Origin of the sequence: Streptomyces sp. NPDC005408 (assembly GCF_040606445.1) — a bacterium.
Classification (GTDB): domain Bacteria; phylum Actinomycetota; class Actinomycetes; order Streptomycetales; family Streptomycetaceae; genus Streptomyces.
Genome location: NZ_JBEXEX010000048.1, coordinates 16,739 through 36,890, shown reverse-complemented (window position 1 = coordinate 36,890; position 20,152 = coordinate 16,739). Strand labels below are relative to the sequence as shown.

Sequence of the window (20,152 nt, the reverse complement as noted above, 5' to 3'; positions counted from 1 at the left end):
AGGGCGCGTCACATCGCCCCACCCCGGGCCGGACGGACCGTGATGGTCCCGTCCGGCCCGGATTCGATGCGTGAGCTGAAGCCGCGGCTGATCCGGTCGAGGAGGCCCAGAAGCCACCGGGTGTCTTCGTCCGAGGCGTGCTCCAGCCGCATCCGCCGGGACTGCAGCGGTGTGATGCGTACGTCGAGGAGCTTGCCGGTCCCCGGCGCCAGCGAGACGAGGTACAGCAGCCGCAGGTCGTCGCGGTACTGCTTGTAGCTGCCGATCCCCTCGTAGTCGTCGATCAGGTCGCCGCAGCCGTAGGCGATGAGCTTTCCGCCGTACACCTCAAGCGGCCTGGCATGGTGCGAGGAGTGCCCGTGCACGACATCCACGCCGCCGTCGACGAGCGCGTGGGCGAAGCGGATCTGGTCGCGCGAGACGTCGTAGCCCCAGTTGGAACCCCAGTGGATCGAGGCGACCGTGATGTCGCCCGGTCGTTTGGACTGCCGTACCCGCGTGGCCAGTTGGGCCGCGGCGGTGAGCGACGGTCCGGACACGAAGTCGACCCCGCTCCGGTCTTCCGTGGCGGCCCAGTTCCGCGGGATGCCGCTGGATGCCATTCCGAAGGAGAAGACCAGGAACCTGATGTCGCCGCCGACGGGGACGATCGCGGGACGGCGGGCCTCGACGGCGTTCCGGCCCGCCCCTGCCGTCTGCAGCCCGGCGCCGAGCAGGGCGTCGAGTGTCTCTTCCAGCCCGCGGCGGCCGTAGTCCAGGACATGGTTGTTGGCCAGTGCGCAGACGTCAGGACGGGCGGCGGCCAAGCAGGGCAGGTTGGCGGGGTGCATCCGGTAGCGGACCTCTTTGCCGGGTGCGATCTCGTCGCTCTGCGTGACGCTGGTCTCCAGATTGAGGATCCGTGCGTCGGGTGCGGCCTCGTCGAGCACCCGCAGGGCATCGCCCCAGGGCCAGGCGAAGCCGGCAGGCCGGGGAATCGGGCCGTTCGCCGCCTCCGCCAGTTCGACATAGGCGCGGGCGTCCTTCAGCCAGGTCTCCTGCAGCACTGGATTACCGGGGTGCGGAAGGATCTGGTCGACACCACGGCCGAGCATGACGTCGCCGCCGAGGAACAGCGTGGCCGGTTCACCGCGCATGCCCTCAGGCTAGGACCTCCGACCCGGTTCGCGTCGGGCCGGACCCCGGCAGACGCCCTCGGCACGCGCCCCGGCGGCGTCCGCGTTGACAGCCCGGCAACGGCTCAGTCGTCGGTCGAGGGCCCGCTCGGCGCGGAACCTCCGCCCGACGCACCACTGCCGGCCACCACGCGCTCCGGCACCCGCGGCTCGTCCTCGCGGGCCTGCCGGTGTGGCCACCACACCTTCGGCCCCACGTCCAGGAACAGACCTGTGACCAGCACGGACCGTACGACGAGGGTGTCCAGCAGCACGCCGAGCGCCACCGCGAAGCCGATCTCCGCGAAGGCGACCATCGGCAGCGTGCCCAGCGCGGCGAAGGTGCCCGCGAGGACCAGGCCCGCCGAGGTGATGACCGCGCCCGTCGTCGCCAGGCCGGTCAGCACACCCTGTCTGGTGCCCTGACGGCGCGCTTCCTCGCGGATACGGGTGGTCAGGAAGATGTTGTAGTCGATGCCCAGGGCCACCAGGAAGACGAAGACGAACAGCGGGAAGTCCGTCGCCTCACCGGCGTAGTCGAAGATGTACAGGAACGCCAGCGCGCTCAGGCCCAGCGCCGCCGCGAAGGACAGGACCACCGTCCCGATCAGCAGCAGCGGGGCGATCAGGGCGCGCAGCAGCAACATGAGCACCAGCAGCACCACGACCAGAACCAGCGGAATGATCAGGTAGTTGTCGTGCGTGGTGGCGTTCTCCGCGTCCAGCAGGGCTGCCGTGCCGCCGCCCACCTGGGCATCGGCGTCCGGGACAGCGTGCACCGCGTCCCGTACTCGGTCGACCGTGACCTTGGCCGCCTGGCTGTCGGCGGGATTCGTCATGGTCGCCTCGAACAGCACGCGGCCGTCGTTCAGCGGTTTTGTGCCGGGCGGGATTGTGATCGACCGGGGGACCACGCCGGGCGTCGTGGCGACGGTCGCGCCGACCTGGCGGGCCTGTGGCGCATTGCTGATGATCACCAGTGGGTCGCCGCTGCCCGCGGGGAAGTACGTGGCCTGGACCGTCTGCCCGACAATCGAATCCGGTTTGCCGGTGAAGGCGTCGGCGTTGCTGATGCCCTCGGCCCGCAGCTGGGTCAGGCCCAGGGCGAACGCCGCGAGAATGACGGCGGTGATGCCCCACGTCGCCCGCGGGCGGCCGGCGATACGCCGTCCCGTACGGGCCCAGAAGCCCCGCTCGGTGGGCTCGGGCGAGCCCAAGTGCGGGATCGCGGGCCAGAAGATCCAGCGGCCGAAGATCACCAGCAGGGCGGGGAAGAGCGTCAGCATGGACACCATGGCGACCGCGACACCGATCGCGGCGACCGGGCCGAGACCGCTGGTGGAATTCATCTCGGCGAACAGCAGGACCAGCATGCCGAGCACCACGGTCGCGCCGCTGGCCAGCACCGCGGGCCCGGCGCGGTGCATCGCCAGAGCCATCGCCTCGTGCCGGTCCTCGTGACGGCGCAGCTCCTCGCGGTAGCGGGCGACCAGCAACAGGGCATAGTCCGTCCCCGCGCCGAAGACGAGGACGGTCAGGATGCCTGCGCTCTGCCCGTTGACGGTCAGATCGGCATGCGTGGCCAGGAGATAGATCAGCGCCTGCGCAGCGGAGAGCGCGACGATCACCGAGATCACCGGGACCAGCAGCAGCGTCGGACTGCGGAAGGTGATCAGCAGCATGACGATCACGACGCCGAGCGCCGCGAACAGCAGGGTCGAGTCGATGCCCTCGAAGGCCTTGGAGAAGTCGGCGGCCGTGCCACCGGGGCCGGTGATGTGCACGCTCAGTCCGGCGCTGCTCTTGCCCGTCTCGTCGCGGATGGAGTCGACGGCGGGCGCGATCCGGTCCCAGCCCTTCTCGTCCATGGTGATCGGTACGTAGACCTGGGCGGCCCGCGGGTCGACCGGCCGGTCCAGGATCGGTCCGCGGACCTCGTTGCCGCGTACGCCGTGGTCCCGCAGCTGCCTGATCGCCGCGATGTCCTCGTTGATGGTCTGCCGGTCGGCCGGGGTCAGGCCGCTGTCGCGCGCGTAGATGACGACAGCCGGGATGACCTCGGGCCTGAACCCGTTGGATTCCTGGAGCACTTGGGTGGATTCGGCACTGCCGGGCAGCCAGGACGCGGCGTCGTTGTCCTGGGCGTCGCCGAGCTTCGACGCCAGGGGGAAGGCGAGCACCATCACGGCCAGCCAGAGCACCACGACGACCCATTTGCTGCGCCGACCGCAGACAAAGTGGGCGACACCCTTCTTGGGCCGCTCTTGTCCCTTGTGCGCGTCCGGCATGACGCCCCCAATTGCCCCTCGTGGCGGGCCATATCGCCCTGAGCAGTGGGCCGAATCGCCAGGATTGCACGGAGTGTGCTGATCCCGGGAGCCTTTGGTCCGTACCGGGAGTCGTACCGAGGAGGGGAAGAGGCCCGGAACATGGCAGGCTTGGCCCATGGCCGTACAGATCAGCCCCAGTATCCTCTCCGCCGACTTCTCTCGCCTGGCGGAGGAGGCGAAGGCAGTCGAAGGCGCCGACTGGCTCCATGTCGATGTCATGGACAACCACTTCGTGCCCAACCTCACGCTGGGCGTGCCGGTCGTGGAATCTCTCAGCCGGGCTGCGGACACCCCGCTGGACTGCCATCTGATGATCGATGACCCCGATCGATGGGCTCCGCAGTACGTCGAAGCAGGGGCCGGATCCGTCACCTTCCATGTCGAGGCGGCGGCCGCGCCCGTACGCCTCGCACGGGAGATCAGGGCGAAGGGCGCCCGCGCCTCGATGGCGCTCAAGCCCGCCACGCCCATCGAGCCGTACGAGGACCTGCTCCCCGAGCTCGACATGCTGCTGATCATGACCGTGGAGCCGGGCTTCGGCGGCCAGGCATTCCTCGACATCATGCTGCCCAAGATCCGCCGTACCAGGGAGCTGATCTCCAAGCACGGCCTTGAGCTCTGGCTCCAGGTCGACGGTGGCGTATCGGACGCGACCATCGAACGGTGTGCCGAGGCCGGCGCTGATGTGTTCGTCGCCGGCTCGGCCGTCTACGGGGCCAAGGACCCGGCGCAGGCCGTGCGCTCGCTGCGTGCCAAGGCCGAGGAAGCCATCTCCTCGGCCGCATGGGCGTGCAACCACTGAGCCACAAGCAAGTGAACTCAACCCAACAGGGCTGATCAAGAACCAGCGGATCTGACAGGATGACGGATCCGGAGTGTGTACAGCAGTGAGGAGATCGCGGTGTCGACGGGCCGGTCAGCCATGCGGATGGGACCCGCGGAGCTGGTGCAGGCGGCGGCCATGGCCCGCCGCTTCTATCTCGAGGGCAAATCCAAGATCCAGATCGCTGAGGAGTTCGGCGTCAGCCGCTTCAAGGTCGCCCGGGTCCTGGAGACCGCACTCGAACGTGATCTCGTACGGATCGAGATCCGCGTCCCCGCAGAGCTGGACGCCGAGCGCTCCGACGCGCTCCGCGCCCGCTACGGACTGCGGCACGCGGTCGTCGTCGAATCCCCGGCGGAGGGCGAAGAGGAATCGCCCGACCCGGAGAACCTCGGCGAAGTCGCCGCCGACCTCCTCGGCGAGCTGGTGAACGAGGGCGATGTGCTGGGGCTGGCCTGGGGCCGCTCCACCATCCACATGGCCGCAGCGCTCGACCGGCTGCCGCCGTGCACGGTCGTGCAGCTCACGGGCGTGTACGACGCGGGGACCGCCGAGCGCGGCTCGGTCGAGGCCGTGCGCCGCGCCGCGCAGGTCTCCGGCGGCGAGGCCCACCCCATCTACGCCCCGATGCTGCTGCCGGACCCGGCAACCGCCGCGGCGCTGCGCAACCAGACCGGCATCGCCCGCGCCTTCGAGTACTTCGACAAGGTCACCGTCGCGGCCGTCTCCATCGGTTCGTGGGAGCCGGGTATCTCGACCGTGCACGACATGCTCACCGACGAGGAGCGCGCGCACTACGCCTCGCTCGGCGTCGCCGCCGAGATGTCCGCGCACCTCTTCGACGCCGAGGGCCGCCGGGTCGGCCGTGACCTGGGCGAACGCTGCATCACGGTCGAGGCCGACCGGCTCCGGCGTATCCCCGAGGTGGTCGCGATCGCGGGCGGCCAGCGCAAGGCGGAGGCGATCGCGGCCGTCCTGCGCTCCGGGCTCGTCACCAGCCTGGTGACGGACACGGCGGCCGCGGACCATCTGCTGTCGGCGCCCCCGGGACCGCGCCCCGCGCTGGACCGGGCGGACCCGGACGACTGACGCCCGTCGGGAAACTGTTTGGAGGATCTGCCGGGGACCATGCCCGTGAGCTGGAGTTTTCTCCCGGGCATGGCATTCGCACGGTCGTGGGAGAATGAAGTACGTGCGATTTCCCCGGCTGAAATGCCCGGGGGCCGACTCCGATCGACTGGGATGTTCTGCACGTGCGTTTCCTCAATGACCTGAAGCCGCCGTACGACCTGACGTACGACGACGTGTTCATGGTGCCGAGCCGCTCCGCCGTGGGCTCCCGACAGGGCGTCGACCTGTCCTCCCCCGACGGCTCCGGCACCACCATTCCGCTGGTCGTCGCGAACATGACCGCCATCGCGGGACGCCGGATGGCCGAGACGCTCGCCCGCCGCGGCGGCCTCGTCGTCATTCCCCAGGACATCCCGATCGACGTCGTCACCGACGTCATCTCCTGGGTCAAGACGCGCCATCTCGTTCTTGACACGCCGATCGTGCTCGCCCCCGGCCAGACCGTCGCCGACGCGCTGTCCCTGCTGCCGAAGCGCGCCCACGACGCGGGCGTCGTCGTCGACGCCGACCACCGGCCCGTCGGTGTCGTCACCGACGCGGACCTCTCCGGCGTCGACCGCTTCACGCAGCTGTCCGAGGTCATGTCCCGGGACCTGCTGCTGCTCGACGCGGACATCGACCCGCGCGACGCGTTCAACAAGCTCGACCACGCCAACCGCCGGTACGCCCCCGCCGTGGACAAGGACGGTCGGCTCGCCGGCATTCTCACCCGCAAGGGCGCGCTGCGCGCGACCCTCTACACCCCGGCCGTCGACGCCAGCGGCAAGCTGCGCATCGCCGCTGCCGTGGGCATCAACGGCGACTTCGCGGCCAAGGCCAAGCAGCTGCTCGACGCGGGCGTGGACACGCTCGTCATCGACACCGCGCACGGCCACCAGGAGTCGATGATCAACGCGATCAAGCAGGTGCGTGCGCTCGACCCGCACGTGCCGATCGTCGCGGGCAACATCGTCGCCGCCGAGGGTGTGCGCGACCTCATCGAGGCCGGCGCGGACATCATCAAGGTCGGTGTCGGCCCCGGCGCCATGTGCACCACCCGGATGATGACCGGTGTGGGCCGCCCGCAGTTCTCCGCGGTCCTCGAATGCGCCGCCGAGGCCAAGAAGTACGGCAAGCACGTCTGGGCCGACGGCGGTGTCCGCCACCCGCGTGATGTCGCGATGGCGCTGGCCGCGGGCGCGTCCAACGTCATGATCGGCTCCTGGTTCGCCGGGACCTACGAGTCGCCGGGCGACCTTCAGCAGTCCGCCGACGGACGCTTCTACAAGGAGTCGTTCGGCATGGCCTCGGCCCGCGCGGTGCAGAACCGCACGAGCGAGGAGTCGTCCTACGACCGTGCCCGCAAGGCGCTGTTCGAGGAGGGCATCTCCACCTCGCGCATGTTCCTCGACCCGACCCGTCCGGGCGTCGAGGACCTGATCGACTCGATCATCGCGGGCGTCCGCTCCTCGTGCACGTACGCCGGTGCGGGCTCGCTCGAGGAGTTCGCCGAGAAGGCGGTCGTCGGTGTGCAGAGCGCCGCCGGTTACGCCGAGGGCAAGCCGCTGCACGCCAGCTGGAACTAGCACGAATCACCCACGTCCGGTCATCGCGAACATCGCGGCGGCCGGACGTGGCATTTCCTCCAACTCCTCGTACTCACAGGCATGCGCGGCGCAGGTCGGGGTATACGCGCCCTGCACTGACCACGAGCAGGGGAGGACGAAGTGTCCACGGCGAGCACGGTCCCGACCGAACTCACACAGCCTGGAACACGGCGCCCGAACATGGCGGAGCTGGATCTTCCGTGTGTGCCGAAACCTGGGGACGTAGCTCCCAGCGACGCACGCGAGATATCGAAGCTCTTCTTCGTACGGCTGGCCTCGCTGGACGAGGGGACGCATGAGCACCAGTACGTACGGAACACGCTCATCGAACTGAATCTGGCGCTGGTCAGGTACGCGGCGGGCCGGTTCCGCAACCGGGCCGAGCAGATGGAGGACATCGTCCAGGTCGGCACGATCGGTCTGATCAAGGCGATCGACCGGTTCGAGCTGAGCCGCGAGGTGGAGTTCGCGACGTTCGCCGTCCCGTACATCGTCGGTGAGATCAAGCGGTTCTTCCGCGACACGAGCTGGGCCGTCCATGTACCGCGCAGGCTGCAGGAGTTGCGGATCGATCTCGCGAAGGCGACCGACGAACTCTCCCAGGAGCTGGACCGCGCGCCGAACACGGCCGAGCTCGCCGGGCACCTCGGGCTCGACGAGGAAGAGATCATCGAGGGTGTGGTCGCCAGCAACGGCTACACGGCGGGCTCGATCGACATGCCCATCGACGACGCCTCCGACCACGCACCGGTGCCGCTGTCCGACCGGCTGGGCGCGCCCGACGCCGATCTGGAGATCGCGGAGAACGTTCAGGCGCTCAAGCCGCTGATCGAGGAACTGGACGACCGGGACAAGCGGATCCTGCGGATGCGCTTCGGCGAGGAGATGACCCAGTCGGAGATCGGCGTGGAGCTCGGCGTCTCGCAGATGCATGTGTCCCGGCTGCTGACGCGCATCACCAAGCGGCTGCGTGAGGGCCTGCTCGTCGTGGAATGACGCGCCCCCTCAGGACCGCAGTTCCCCCCACGGGAGAAGCGGCGTCCCGGCCGTCCGGGACGCCGCTTTCCCGTGCGCGTCGGCGCTTGCGGGGGTGTGCCCGGTCAGTGCGCCTGGCGCAGCCAGGTCGCCTGGACGCGCTTTCCGTCCGGCAGCGGGCAGACCTCCACCTGCTCCGCGAGCTTCAGTACCATGTGCCAGCCGAAACCGCCGCCACCTGCGAAGTCCGGCTCGCGCGGCACGGGAGGCACCGGGCTGGAGTCGTCCATCTCCACCACCAGCGTGTCCTGTCCCGCGGTCAGGTGCAGCCGCCACCACCCGGTGGTGTGCCGTACCGCATTGGCGACGAGCTCGGAGACGACCAGCAGCACCGCGTCCAGGTCGGCCCAGGGGCAGTGCTGCAGCAGAAACTCCGCGGTGGCCCCCCGGGCCACCGCGCCGTCTCTGTGTGGCGAGTGATCAATCACCACATGCGGTTCTGCGTTCATCTCCGCTCGCATACCCCACTTGTCGCACTTCTATCAGCCGGTGCACTTAGGAAAGTTTCGTACGGAGTGCTGCGGCGACCGCGGCCGCCATCGCGGCATGTCCCGCGTCGTCGGGATGCACTCCGTCGGCCAGCTGTGAGGGGCCGATCAGATCCCGTCCCGGCAGAAGCGAGAGCTGCCCGTCGCCGGAGGTCTTCCGGGTGTCGAGGACGGCGTGCTCCATCGCCGTACGCAGCTCGGCGAGTGTCGCGCCCAGCCGGTTTGGACTCTGCTCGGCGGCGGGGCGCAGCACGGGGGAGAGGACCAGCAGCGGGGTGCGCGGATGGCCCTGGCGTACGACGGCGATGAACGCGCGCGTCGTCTCGTACAGCAGCGGGGCCGAACAGGGGACGCCGGTCCAGCAGTTGGTGCCGAAGGCGAGAGTGATCACATCGGCGGGGAGGTCTGACAGCTGCTCCGCGGTGGCCAGTTCGCCGCGGGCCGAGCCCGCGTAGCCGAGGTTGACGGTGTCCAGGCCGAGCATTCGCCCGGCGATCGCGGGCCAGGAGTGGGCGGGGCGGGTCGACCACCATCCCTCGGTGATGGAGTCGCCGTGGACGAGCCAGCGCGGCTGACGGGCGGCGGGTGCGACTGAACCGCCGACGGCGCGCAGACCGAGGATCACCGGGGACTGTCCCTCCGGCGGATGGATCGTGAACCGCCCCCGGACACCCGAGGGGAGGGGGACGGTGACCACCGCCTCCTCGGCCGGTTCGGCGATCGTCTCGGAGACACAGCCGCCGTCATGCCACAGCGCGAAGCAGTGGGCGATGTCGCGCAGGGCATCGGTCGGACCCGGTACGGAGGCGCGATAGCGGATCTCGACCGCGTCCGCGCCCTCGGCCGTGAACTCCAGCCGCACGCCGATCGGCAGCGCCGCGCGCTCCCCGGTGTCCCACGGCAGCCTGCCCAGATCCGCCGGGTTCGCGCGCACCGCGCGTCCCTCGTCCAGCCATGCCACACCGCGCAGAAAGGGGCGAGGATCGAGCCAGTTCACCCAGGACCTCCGGGGGTTGGGGGCGGTTACCTCGAGGAACATTGCGTTGTACATGTCCTGTCGCGTAGCTTGACTGCCCCTACCCGGGGGTAACTACCGCTGATCAGTTGTCCTATTGCTCTGGGGAGACCATGCGCCGGCGATTGCGCCGCCCCACGATCCGTGGACGGATCGTGACTCTGACGGTGATACCCGTCATCGCACTGATGGCGCTGTGGACTTTTGCCATGGTGTCGGTGACGGGGGACCTGCGGGCCCTGATCCGCGTACAGGGTGTGTACGAGCATTTCGGCACCCCCGTCGACACCGCAGTCGGCCAGATCCAGATCGAACGCCGTATCTCCGCCGAGTATCTGGGCGCCGGAGGCAAGAACACTGCGGCCGCCGTCGCCGCCCTCACAAAGCAGCAGCGCTCGACCGACCGGGCCGTGCGCGCCATGCGCGAGGCCATCGGTGACCCGGATCGGCGCGGGGACCTGTCCGACCGTCAGCGGCAGTCCCTCGACACGATGGCCGAGTCCGTCGACGGGCTCGAGGACCTGCGGGAGAAGGTGATGGCCCGGACGATCTCGTGGGACGGCGCCGTCGGGGCGTACACAGCCATGGTCGAGCCGACCTTCGATGTGCAGTCCACGCTGACCGCCCTGCAGGCTGGTCAGCTCGCCCGGGAGGGCCAGGTCGTCATCGAACTCGTGCGCGTACGCGAGTTCGTGTCCCGTGAGGACGCGCTCGTGGCCGGCGCCCGCGCCTCGGGCAGTCTCACCGACCAGCAGTACGACACGCTCACCGCCACCATCGAGGACCGGCGGGTCTTCCACCGTACGTACGTCCCCGATCTCCCGGACGACTCCCGGCAGTTGTTCACGGACTTCGAGAAGAGCGCGGAGTACATGGCGCTGACCGCGGGCGAGGACGCTCTGCTGCGGGCGGGCGCCTCACGTGCGGGCAAAGCCATGGCCGCCGAGTCGTGGCGGACCACGACGGACCGCGCGGTCAAGCGGTACATGCTGCTGTGCACCGACTCGGCGCTCAACACCGCGGACCGCGGGCGGGCCTTCGCGTATCGAGAGATGGTCAAGGCAGCCGTCGTCGGTGTGGTGGGACTGGTCGCGGTCGGCCTGTCGATCCGGTTCTCGATGGTCAGCGGGCGGCGCATCTCGCGCCGTCTGGAGGACCTGCGCGACGCGGCCGATGTGCTGGCCACCCGTCAGCTGCCCGACGTGATGGAGCGGCTCGGCGCGGGCGAGGAGGTGGACGCGGCCGCGGCCGCCCCGCCGCTGGACTTCGGCGACGACCACCGGGGGCTGGACGAGATCGGTCAGGTCGGACAGGCGCTCAACACCGCCCGTCTGGCCGCCGTCGAGGCCGCCGTCAAGCAGGCGACGCTGCGCCGCGGAGTCTTCGCCGTCCTGCTCAATATCGCCCGCCGCAACCAGGCGCTCGTCCACCGTCAGTCGAAGCTGGTCGACACGCTGGAGCGGCGCACCAGCGATCCGGACACGCTGGAGGACCTGTTCCGGATCGACCATCTGACGACCCGGATGCGACGCCATGCGGAGGGGCTCATCATCCTCTCCGGCGCAACGCCGGGACGCCGCTGGCGCCGGCCCGTGCCGGTGGCCGACATCGTGTCGGCGGCGGCCGGTGAGATCGAGGACTACACCCGGGTCGTGGTGCCGCCGATGCCTGCGGTCGGAATCAGCGCTGAGGCCGTGGCCGACGTGGTGCACCTGCTCGCCGAACTCGTCGAGAACGCCGCTGTGTTCTCCCCTCCGCACACCCAGGTCACCATGCGGACCGGAGAGGCGCGCAACGGCTTCGTCCTCGAGATCGACGACCGTGGTCTCGGCATGGACGTCGACGAACTGGAGCAGGCACACCGGACACTGGCGCGGCCCGGCGACTTCGACCCGGCGCAGGACGAGCGTCTCGGACTGTATGTCGTCGGCCGGCTCGCCGAGCGGCACGGGATCGGGGTGACTCTCACCAGGTCGCCGTACGGCGGCACGACGGCCGTGGTGCTGCTGCCGCACTCGATCCTTGCGCCCGTCGAGCAGCCGCCGGTCGCCGAACCCGAGGAGAAGCCCCGGCCGGTGCGGGCCCTGCCCACCCCGCGAGCCCTTGAGGCCGTGCCTCCGGTGCACGACCGTGCCCCGGAGGAACCCGCCCCGGCGCCGCCCGCCAAGGCCGGGCCGCCGCTGGGCGGGCTCCCCACCCGGGTCCGCCAGGCCTCGCTCGCCGCCCCGCTGCGCGATAAGCCCCCGACACCCGCCGCTGCCCCCGAACGCGAGGTGTCCCCGGAAGAGATGCGCTCGATCTTCGGAGCTTTCCAGGCCGGTCTCGACCGCGGCCGCAAGGGCGATAGCGTCGGCCCCGCGTCGCCGGGTGCCGCACCGCGCCCCCGTACGACAGATGAAGGGACGGACGACGATGGCTGAGACAAGCCCCGGCGACCAGTCGGGCCTCGGCTGGCTGCTGGACGATCTGCTGGCCAGGACCGACCACGTCCGTCAGGCGGTGCTGCTGACGGCCGACGGTCTGGTCAGCAGCGCGTCCCGCGGCATGGTCAGGCGGGACATCGAGCATCTCTCCGCCGTCTGTGCGGGTTTCCACAGTCTTGCCAAGGAAGCGGGGGACCGCTTCGAGGCCGGAAGCGTGCGCCAGACGATGGTCATGCTCGACAACGCCTTCCTCTTCATCACCCCGGCCGGCGACGGCAGCAGGCTCGCGGTGCTCTCCGACATCGAGACCGATGTCGGACAGCTCGCCCATGAGATGGCGCTGCTGGTCAGGCGGGTGGGCCGCCACATGGCCGTCCCCACGCGCTCGGCCGCCGAGGCCACCGACACCTAAACCGTGAGCGACCACTGGTACGAGGACGAGACCGGTCCCCTGGTGCGGCCGTACACCGTCACCCAGGGCCGGACCCGTCCCGCCGCCGAGCACAGCATCGATCTGATGTCCCAGGTCACGGCCATCGACCTTGACAGTCCCGAGCCGCCGCTCGACCATGCCCGCAGTTCGCTGCTCGATCTCGTACGCCGCAAGCCGCGCCCTGTCGCGGAGATCGCCGCCGACGCGGATCTGCCCCTGACCGTCGTACGCGTCCTGCTCGTCGATCTGGTCGAAGCCGGACTCGTCCGGGTCTCGGCACCGGTCACGCACGAGGGTCTCGACGACCCCGAGCTGCTGCGCGAAATCGTCGACCGCCTTCGGGAGCTGTGAGGCTTCCGTTCAACGGTGCGCAATGTTTCCCCGTGCCTTCCGTCATCGCGCAATGATCGTTCGCAGATGCGCAACAACCCTGCATTACGGGCATGAGCGCCAGCCTCGTAGGCTCACTCCCCGTACCAGGAGTGGCGGTGACCGCCTGCTCGGCGGTTCCCTCCCCTCATGCGCGGGCTTCTCCGCCATGCCCGCGGGCCGCCGGTCACCCCGCTGCCGACCCGCAGCCATGAAGGAGCCCCGCAGTGCTTGACCACGGCGAAGCCCCACCCGCGACCGAGCCTTCCACCGCCCGCGGCCAGGGCCTCGGCGCCCGGCTGATGCGGCGCAAGCCCGTCGAGCAACTGGTCGCCGAGGGCGGCCAGGGCGAGGGTGGCTCGCTGCGCCGCTCGCTCACCATGTGGCAGCTGACCATGATCAGCATCGGTGCGACGCTCGGCACCGGCATCTTCGTCGTGCTCGGCGAGGCCACACCGCTGGCCGGCCCGGCCGTCGCGATCTCGTTCGTCATCGCCGGTCTGACCGCGCTGTTCTCGGCGCTCTCCTACGCCGAGCTGGCCGGATCCATCCCGGTCTCCGGCTCCTCGTACTCGTACTCGTACGCCACCATGGGCGAGATCGTCGCCTGGATCTGTGGCTGGTGTCTGATCCTTGAGTACGGGGTCTCCGTCGCCGCGGTGGCCGTCGGCTGGGGCGAATACCTCAACGAGCTGCTCGACGGCACGATCGGGGTGACCATCCCCGACGCGATCTCCGCACCGCTGGGCGAGGGCGGCCTGATCAACCTCCCGGCGCTCGTCGTCGTGCTGCTCGCCATGTCCTTCCTGATGGGCGGCGCAAAGGAGAGCGCACGGGTCAACACGATCATGGTCGGCGTGAAGATCGTGACCCTGCTGCTCTTCATCGGCATCGGCTTCATGGGCATCAAGGCCGGCAACTACACCCCGCTCGCCCCGCTCGGCGTGACCGGCATCAGCGCCGCCGCGGCCAGCCTCTTCTTCTCGTACATCGGCTTCGACGCGGCCTCCACCGCCGGTGAAGAGGCCAAGAACCCCAAGCGGGATCTGCCGCGCGCGATCATGCTGTCGCTGCTGATCGTCACCGTGCTGTACTGCCTGGTCGCACTCGTCGCCGTCGGCGCCATGCCGTGGCAGGACTTCGAGGGCACCGAGGCAGCCCTGGCGCAGATCATGAAGGACGTCACGGGCCAGAGCGTCTGGGGTGTGGTGCTCGCCGCGGGCGCGGTCGTCGCCATCGCCTCCGTGGTCTTCGCGGTGCTCTACGGCCAGACCCGCATCCTGTTCGCAATGTCGCGCGACGGCCTGGTCCCGAAGCTGTTCGCCAAGGTGAACCCGCGTACCGGCGCCCCGCGCGCCAACACCGTCATCGTCTCGCTCTTCTGCGGTGCCCTTGCGGCCTTCATCCCGCTGGGCGAACTGGCCAACGCCACCAGCATCGGCACGCTCTTCGCCTTTGCGCTGGTCAACGTCGCCGTGGTGATCCTGCGTTACAAGCGCCCCGACATGAACCGCACGTTCACGGTGATGCTCTTCCCGGTCACCCCGATCCTCGGCTTCGTCTTCTGCGGCTACCTGATGTACACGATGCCGGGCACCACCTGGATGGTCTTCGGTGGCTGGATGATCGTCGGCCTCGTGTTCTACTTCGGATACGGCATGCGCCGCTCCCGACTGGCCACGGCAGAGAAGTGATCCACCCGCAGTGCGACTGAACGAACTCGACGAACGCATCGTCCACGCCCTCGCCGAGGACGCCCGCCGCTCCTACGCGGACATCGGCTCCGAGGTCGGTCTCTCCGCGCCCGCCGTCAAGCGGCGGGTGGACCGGCTGCGCGCCGAAGGAGCCATCACCGGGTTCACCGTCCGGGTGGACCCGGCGGCGCTCGGCTGGGCGACCGAGGGCTTCGTCGAGATCTACTGCCGCCACAACACCTCGCCCGAGGACATCCGTCGCGGCATGGCGCGCTACCCAGAGGTCGTGTCCGCCTCCACCGTCACCGGTGAGGCGGACGCGATCGTCCAGGTCTTCGCATCCGACATGCGCCACTTCGAGCGGGTGCTCGAGCGGATTGCGGGCGAGCCGTTCGTGGAGCGCACCAAGTCGGTCCTGGTGCTCTCCCCGCTGGTGCGGCGCTTCTCGTCGGGCGCGCCCGCCTAGGGCCTGTCGTTCGGCCGTCAGAACTTCGGGTTCCAGGGCACGACCTTGAAGTCGCCCGTCCCGGCCTTGACCTTTTCGAACGGCGCCGAGCCCACGCACTTGGGCAGGTCCGGGGTCTCCACGGGACTGCCCGTGGACGCCCAGCTGTAGCCGAGACGGTCCTTGCCGCCCAGGTCGTGGACCGTGATGCCGACCCGCTTGCCCGTCGCGCCCTCCAGGTCGGACTTGGTGATGACACCGCTCACCACGGCCACCTTGCCGCCGGTCAGCAGGCAGTCGACCCTGGCCTCGGCGAAGGCGCCCTTGCCGTGCAGATAGTGGCTGAAGCGGAAGGTGCCGGTCGCCTTCATCGGGTCGTCGTTGTCCTTCGCCGCAAGATGCGCGTCGAAGGTGAAGGTGATGTCGTCGCCGAGCGAGCGGTACAGCTTCGCGGAGCCGGACAGCGCGGCAGCCTCGCGGACGCCGCCGTCGCCGTCCCCCGAGGCGACGGCGGAGCCCGCGGCCGAGGCAGTGATCAGCAGCGCCGCCCCGATGGCGGCGATCTTCGTACGACGGTGAGCGACGCGGCTCATGACAGGCCCTTTCGGCAGGTGATCCAACGCCCACCACTCTTCCGGCGACGGCTCCCCGGCACATCGGGCCAGGGGCTGCACCGGTGTTCCGCCGCCCGGCGGGGGAGAGGCCCGTTCACCTCCGACCGTGGTCTGATCCCGGCGGCACGCAACGAATCACCGCCACGGGCGGGCATCGCGCAATGGATCGACCATCGACGCGCAACGGTCGCGCCTTGTCCGGGCGGGAGTCCGGACCGTACCGTTTTAACGTCTTCTTCACCCCGCATACATCGCCCCGAGGTTGCTCATGCCCCCGCTGCGCACCGCCCTCCTCCAGAGCTCCGGCCGACCGGGCTCGGTCGCCGAGAACCTCAAGGTGCTCGACGAGGCCGCCGGCCGCGCCGCGACGGCCGGCGCCGGACTGCTGATCTGCCCCGAGATGTTTCTGACCGGGTACGCGATCGGCGACGATGTGCCGCTGCTGGCCGAGCCCGCCGACGGCCCCGGCGCGCGGTCCGTCGCGGAGATCGCCGAACGCCACGGCATCGCGGTGATGTACGGATACCCGGAGCGGGACGGCGAGGGGATCTTCAACTCCGCGCAGCTGATCGGCCCCGACGGCACGAGCCTCGCGAACTACCGCAAGACCCATCTCTTCGGCTGCTTCGAGCGGCAGTGGTTCACCCCGGGCGAGCAGCCGGTCGTCCAGGCCGAGCTCGGCGGGATCCGGATCGGCATGCTCATCTGCTACGACGTGGAATTCCCGGAGAACGTCCGGGCGCACGCGCTCGCCGGAACCGAGCTGCTTCTTGTGCCCACCGCACAGATGCACCCCTTCCAGTTCGTCGCCGAGTCCGTCATCCCGGTGCGGGCCTTCGAGAGCCAGATGTACATCGCCTACGTCAACAGGACAGGCCCGGAAGGGGAGTTCGAATTCGTCGGCCTCAGCTGCCTGGCGAGCCCCGACGGCACGACCCGGGTCCGCGCCGGACGCGGCGAGGAGCTGGTCGTCGGCGAGGTGGACCCCGCACTGCTGAGCGCCTCGCGCGAGGCCAATCCCTACCTGCGCGACCGGCGCCCCGGCCTGTACGCGTCCCTGATCTGACCCTCCCCGCTCGCCGCACACGCTTTCCCGCAAGGAGTCCGTACCCCATGACGTCCACGGTGCCCACCACTGCTGTCCAGCACTCCGACGAGCAGCCGCCGATCACCATGTTCGGTCCGGACTTTCCGTACGCGTACGACGACTTCCTCGCGCACCCGGCGGGCCTGGGCCAGATACCGGCGACCGAGCACGGCACCGAGGTCGCGGTCATCGGCGGTGGCCTCTCCGGCATCGTCGCCGCGTACGAGCTGATGAAGATGGGCCTCAAGCCGGTCGTCTACGAGGCGGACAAGATCGGCGGCCGGCTGCGCACGGTCGGCTTCGAGGGAACCGGCACGGACGAGCTCAGCGCCGAGATGGGCGCCATGCGCTTCCCGCCCTCCTCCACCGCGCTGCAGCACTACATCGACCTGGTCGGTCTGACCACACAGCCCTTCCCCAACCCCCTTGCCCCCAGCACCCCGTCGACCGTCGTCGACCTCAAGGGGGAGTCGCACTACGCCGAGACCATCGACGATCTCCCGCAGGTCTACCGCGATGTGATGGACGCCTGGAACGCCTGTCTCGAAGAGGGCGCCGACTTCTCCGACATGAACCGTGCCATGCGCGAGCGTGATGTCCCGCGTATCCGCGAGATCTGGGCGAAGCTGGTCGAGAAGCTCGACAACCAGACCTTCTACGGCTTCCTCTGCGAGTCCGAGGCCTTCAAGTCCTTCCGGCACCGCGAGATCTTCGGCCAGGTCGGCTTCGGTACCGGCGGCTGGGACACCGACTTCCCCAACTCCATCCTGGAGATCCTTCGCGTCGTCTACTCCGAGGCCGACGACCACCACCGCGGCATCGTCGAAGGCAGCCAGCAGCTGCCGCTGCGGATCTGGGAGCGCGAGCCCGCCAAGATCACGTACTGGGCGCCCGGCACCTCGCTGTCCTCCCTGCACGACGGCGAGCCGAAGCCGGCCGTGACCCGGCTGAACCGCACCGCGGGCAACCGGATCACCGTCACCGACGCCTCCGGCGACATCCGTACGTACAAGGCCGCCATCTTCACCGCGCAGTCCTGGATGCTGCTCTCCAAGATCGCCTGCGACGACTCGCTCTTCCCCATCGACCACTGGACGGCGATGGAGCGCACCCACTACATGGAGTCGTCCAAGCTCTTCGTCCCGGTCGACCGGCCGTTCTGGCTGGACAAGGACGAGGTGACGGGCCGTGACGTCATGTCGATGACGCTCACCGACCGGATGACCCGCGGCACCTATCTCCTCGACAACGGGCCCGACAAGCCGGCCGTCATCTGCCTCTCGTACACCTGGTGCGACGACAGCCTCAAGTGGCTGCCGCTGTCCGCGAACGAGCGGATGGAGGTCATGCTCAAGTCGCTCGGCGAGATCTACCCGAACGTCGACATCCGCAGCCACATCATCGGCAACCCGGTCACCGTGTCCTGGGAGAACGAGCCGTACTTCATGGGCGCGTTCAAGGCGAACCTGCCCGGTCACTACCGCTACCAGCGCCGTCTGTTCACGCACTTCATGCAGGACCGGCTGCCCGAGGACAAGCGCGGCATCTTCCTCGCGGGCGACGACATCTCCTGGACGGCGGGCTGGGCCGAGGGCGCCGTGCAGACCGCGCTCAACGCTGTGTGGGGCGTGATGCACCAGCTCGGCGGCATGACCGACCCGAGCAACCCGGGCCCCGGCGACGCGTACGACGAGATCGCTCCGGTCGAACTGCCGGAGGACTAGGGCCTGCCGTCCGGGGCCGGCCGCGATCCGGCCGGCCCCGGACGGTGTTCAACTGCTCAGGCGCCGCACGCCCGCACGCCCGCGTACACCGCGGCCGCCACATCGGTCAGCTCCTCGGCGTCCCGGGTGTGGCCCTGAAGGTCGATCATGATCTCGTCCACGCCGACCGCGGCGTGTGCCACCAGGTCCTCGACGATCTGGTCGACGCTGCCCTGGAACGGCCGGCGGGCCTGGCCCTCGAACGGCTTCTCGCTGTACTCCCCGTTGGCGCGCACGCACACCGCGATCGGGCGCTCGCGGCCACGCTCGGCCGCCAGGTCCTTGAGCTTCCGCCAGTCGGCGGCCAGCTGCTCGGCCCCCATCGCCGCCGGCAGCCAGCCGTCCGCCCGGTCCACAAGACGACGTGATGCGCGCGGGGCCATCGCCGCCAGATAGACCGGAATCGGACGGGCGGGCTTGGGGCCGACGACGGCGGAGGTGATGGTGGTCAACTCGCCCTCGTACGCGACGGGGTCGGGCCCCCAGACCGCCTGACACACGTCGAGGACCTCGTCGAGCACCGCACCGCGCTTCTCGAAAGCGGCGGGTGCCGCGGCGGCGTACTCGTCCAGGGACCAGCCCGTGCCGAAGCCGGCGAGCAGCCTGCCCCCGCTGGCCGCGTCGAGCGTGGCGAGGGAGCGTGCGAGCTGGAAGGGGATGTGCAGCGGCGCCACGAGGACGCTGGTGCCGAGTCGTGCCCGCTCGGTGGCCGCCGCCGCCAGCGTCAGGGTCACCAGCGGATCGGCGACCGCCCGGTACTGGTCGGGCCACGCGAGGCCCGGGATGCCGTAGAGGCCCTGCGTGGCGGGCTCGGGGAACAGGACGCGCTCGAAGACCCACAGGCTTTCGTAGCCGGTCTCCTCGGCGGCCCGCGCCACCGCGGGGACGTCACGGCCGATGTCGTACTGCCTCATCTGGGGGAGACCGAGCCCGAGACGTATCGCCATGCGTGTGCTCCTTCGCAAGATCGATGGTGACACGGTGGAGTCGGGTGGTCAGCGCCAGGGCGTGAGCAGACAGCGCCCCACAAGACCGACACCCGTGTCCAGTCGCTCGGTGAACTCCTCGGCCAGGCCCGGGAGTTCCCGTACTCCCCACAGCAGTCGCGCCGCCGACCAGGCGCCCTCGCGGGCCCGGTCCAGGCTCCAGGCGCCGACCAGGTGGGTGAGCGGATCGGCGATTTCCAGCAGATCGGGCCCCGGCATCAGATCCTCGCGGATGCGCTCTTCGAGGAGGGTGAGGATGTCGCCGACGCGGTCGAACTCGCCCTCCAGATCTGCCGGTTCGCAGTCGAGCGCGCGGCATGCGTCCACCACCGCGAGCGCCAGATCGTGCCCGATGTGCGCGTTGATGCCCGCGAGTGCGAACTGCAGCGGGCGTACGCCGGGATGGCGCCGGTACTGGAACAGCGGCCGCCAGCAGGCCGGCGGGCGGTGCCCCGTGGCCACCGCGTCGACGGCGGTGAGATAGCGGCGGGCGAACAGGACGTCCAGCGTGACGGCGGCCCGCCGGTCGGGGAAGCCGCCGTCGTCGATGCGCCGGTCGATCTCCTCCGTGACGGCCAGATAGACCCGGTTGAAGACGGCGACCCCGTCCGCGGCCGGCCAGTCGGCGCGCAGTGCGTGCATCCGTTCCACGACGGAGTCGACCGGGGACGGGCGGTGTCCGGCCCGGGCCGCGAAGTGTTCCATCTGCGCCATGCACGCAGCGTCCCAGCCGGCGGCCCGATGGCACGGTGACGGGCCGGGGCTTCCCCAGAACG

General features: G+C 69.8%; 18 protein-coding genes. 11 read left to right on the top strand and 7 right to left on the bottom strand.

Annotated features, from left to right (window positions below):
- Positions 1-8: 8 nt before the first annotated feature.
- Positions 9-1,136 (bottom strand): CapA family protein, encoded by a 1,128-nt coding sequence (locus tag ABZS64_RS31250; RefSeq protein WP_355837020.1) that lies wholly within the window; start codon positions 1,134-1,136, stop codon positions 9-11.
- Positions 1,137-1,240: 104 nt separating this feature from the next.
- Positions 1,241-3,442 (bottom strand): MMPL family transporter, encoded by a 2,202-nt coding sequence (locus ABZS64_RS31245; protein WP_355837018.1) that lies wholly within the window; start codon positions 3,440-3,442, stop codon positions 1,241-1,243.
- Between the two features lie 157 nt (positions 3,443-3,599).
- Here ABZS64_RS31245 and rpe point away from each other — a divergent pair, with 157 nt between their 5' ends.
- From rpe to ABZS64_RS31225, 4 genes are all read left to right on the top strand, one after another.
- Positions 3,600-4,286 carry a ribulose-phosphate 3-epimerase gene (gene rpe / locus ABZS64_RS31240; protein ID WP_355837016.1) on the top strand — a complete coding sequence of 229 codons (687 nt, stop codon included), beginning with the start codon at positions 3,600-3,602 and terminating at the stop codon, positions 4,284-4,286.
- Between the two features lie 75 nt (positions 4,287-4,361).
- The gene (locus ABZS64_RS31235; protein WP_355837014.1) at positions 4,362-5,396 is read left to right on the top strand and encodes a sugar-binding domain-containing protein; all 1,035 of its coding nucleotides are present in this window, start codon (positions 4,362-4,364) and stop codon (positions 5,394-5,396) included.
- 164 nt (positions 5,397-5,560) lie between these two features.
- Positions 5,561-7,003, top strand: a complete 1,443-nt coding sequence (locus tag ABZS64_RS31230; RefSeq protein WP_355837012.1) for a GuaB1 family IMP dehydrogenase-related protein — start codon at positions 5,561-5,563, stop codon at positions 7,001-7,003.
- 201 nt (positions 7,004-7,204) lie between these two features.
- Positions 7,205-8,020, top strand: coding sequence for an RNA polymerase sigma factor SigF (locus ABZS64_RS31225; protein WP_355837010.1), 816 nt, complete (start codon positions 7,205-7,207; stop codon positions 8,018-8,020).
- Between the two features lie 104 nt (positions 8,021-8,124).
- Here the strand turns inward: ABZS64_RS31225 and ABZS64_RS31220 are convergent, their stop codons facing one another.
- Both ABZS64_RS31220 and ABZS64_RS31215 read right to left on the bottom strand, forming a co-directional pair.
- Positions 8,125-8,508 carry an ATP-binding protein gene (locus ABZS64_RS31220; protein WP_355837008.1) on the bottom strand — a complete coding sequence of 128 codons (384 nt, stop codon included), beginning with the start codon at positions 8,506-8,508 and terminating at the stop codon, positions 8,125-8,127.
- A gap of 46 nt (positions 8,509-8,554) precedes the next feature.
- Complete coding sequence (locus ABZS64_RS31215; RefSeq protein WP_355837006.1) at positions 8,555-9,598, bottom strand: GDSL-type esterase/lipase family protein; 1,044 nt, start codon at positions 9,596-9,598, stop codon at positions 8,555-8,557.
- A gap of 119 nt (positions 9,599-9,717) precedes the next feature.
- Here ABZS64_RS31215 and ABZS64_RS31210 point away from each other — a divergent pair, with 119 nt between their 5' ends.
- The 5 genes from ABZS64_RS31210 to ABZS64_RS31190 all read left to right on the top strand — a co-directional run bounded on the left by ABZS64_RS31210 (position 9,718) and on the right by ABZS64_RS31190 (position 14,947).
- Complete coding sequence (locus tag ABZS64_RS31210) at positions 9,718-11,982, top strand: ATP-binding protein (RefSeq protein WP_355837004.1); 2,265 nt, start codon at positions 9,718-9,720, stop codon at positions 11,980-11,982.
- Positions 11,975-12,397: a roadblock/LC7 domain-containing protein gene (locus tag ABZS64_RS31205; RefSeq protein WP_355837002.1), complete on the top strand. Its 423-nt coding sequence runs from the start codon at positions 11,975-11,977 to the stop codon at positions 12,395-12,397. Before ABZS64_RS31210 ends, ABZS64_RS31205 begins: the two co-directional genes overlap by 8 nt.
- A gap of 3 nt (positions 12,398-12,400) precedes the next feature.
- Positions 12,401-12,769 carry a DUF742 domain-containing protein gene (locus ABZS64_RS31200; protein ID WP_355837000.1) on the top strand — a complete coding sequence of 123 codons (369 nt, stop codon included), beginning with the start codon at positions 12,401-12,403 and terminating at the stop codon, positions 12,767-12,769.
- 245 nt (positions 12,770-13,014) lie between these two features.
- Entirely contained in the window at positions 13,015-14,481 is a 1,467-nt protein-coding gene (locus ABZS64_RS31195; RefSeq protein WP_355836998.1) for an amino acid permease, read from the top strand.
- A 10-nt stretch (positions 14,482-14,491) separates the two neighbouring features.
- Positions 14,492-14,947, top strand: coding sequence for an Lrp/AsnC family transcriptional regulator (locus ABZS64_RS31190; RefSeq protein ID WP_355836996.1), 456 nt, complete (start codon positions 14,492-14,494; stop codon positions 14,945-14,947).
- Positions 14,948-14,964: 17 nt separating this feature from the next.
- Here ABZS64_RS31190 and ABZS64_RS31185 read toward each other — a convergent pair whose 3' ends face one another.
- Positions 14,965-15,519, bottom strand: coding sequence for a Repetin (locus ABZS64_RS31185; protein WP_355836994.1), 555 nt, complete (start codon positions 15,517-15,519; stop codon positions 14,965-14,967).
- Between the two features lie 289 nt (positions 15,520-15,808).
- Here ABZS64_RS31185 and ABZS64_RS31180 point away from each other — a divergent pair, with 289 nt between their 5' ends.
- On the top strand, positions 15,809-16,606 hold the full coding sequence (locus ABZS64_RS31180) for a carbon-nitrogen hydrolase family protein (protein ID WP_355836993.1): 798 nt from the start codon (positions 15,809-15,811) through the stop codon (positions 16,604-16,606).
- A gap of 47 nt (positions 16,607-16,653) precedes the next feature.
- Positions 16,654-18,351: an NAD(P)/FAD-dependent oxidoreductase gene (locus ABZS64_RS31175; RefSeq protein ID WP_355836991.1), complete on the top strand. Its 1,698-nt coding sequence runs from the start codon at positions 16,654-16,656 to the stop codon at positions 18,349-18,351.
- 56 nt (positions 18,352-18,407) lie between these two features.
- Here the strand turns inward: ABZS64_RS31175 and ABZS64_RS31170 are convergent, their stop codons facing one another.
- Positions 18,408-19,337, bottom strand: a complete 930-nt coding sequence (locus tag ABZS64_RS31170; RefSeq protein WP_355836989.1) for an LLM class F420-dependent oxidoreductase — start codon at positions 19,335-19,337, stop codon at positions 18,408-18,410.
- Positions 19,338-19,385: 48 nt separating this feature from the next.
- Positions 19,386-20,090 (bottom strand): DUF5995 family protein, encoded by a 705-nt coding sequence (locus ABZS64_RS31165; protein ID WP_355836986.1) that lies wholly within the window; start codon positions 20,088-20,090, stop codon positions 19,386-19,388.
- Positions 20,091-20,152 lie beyond the last annotated feature (62 nt).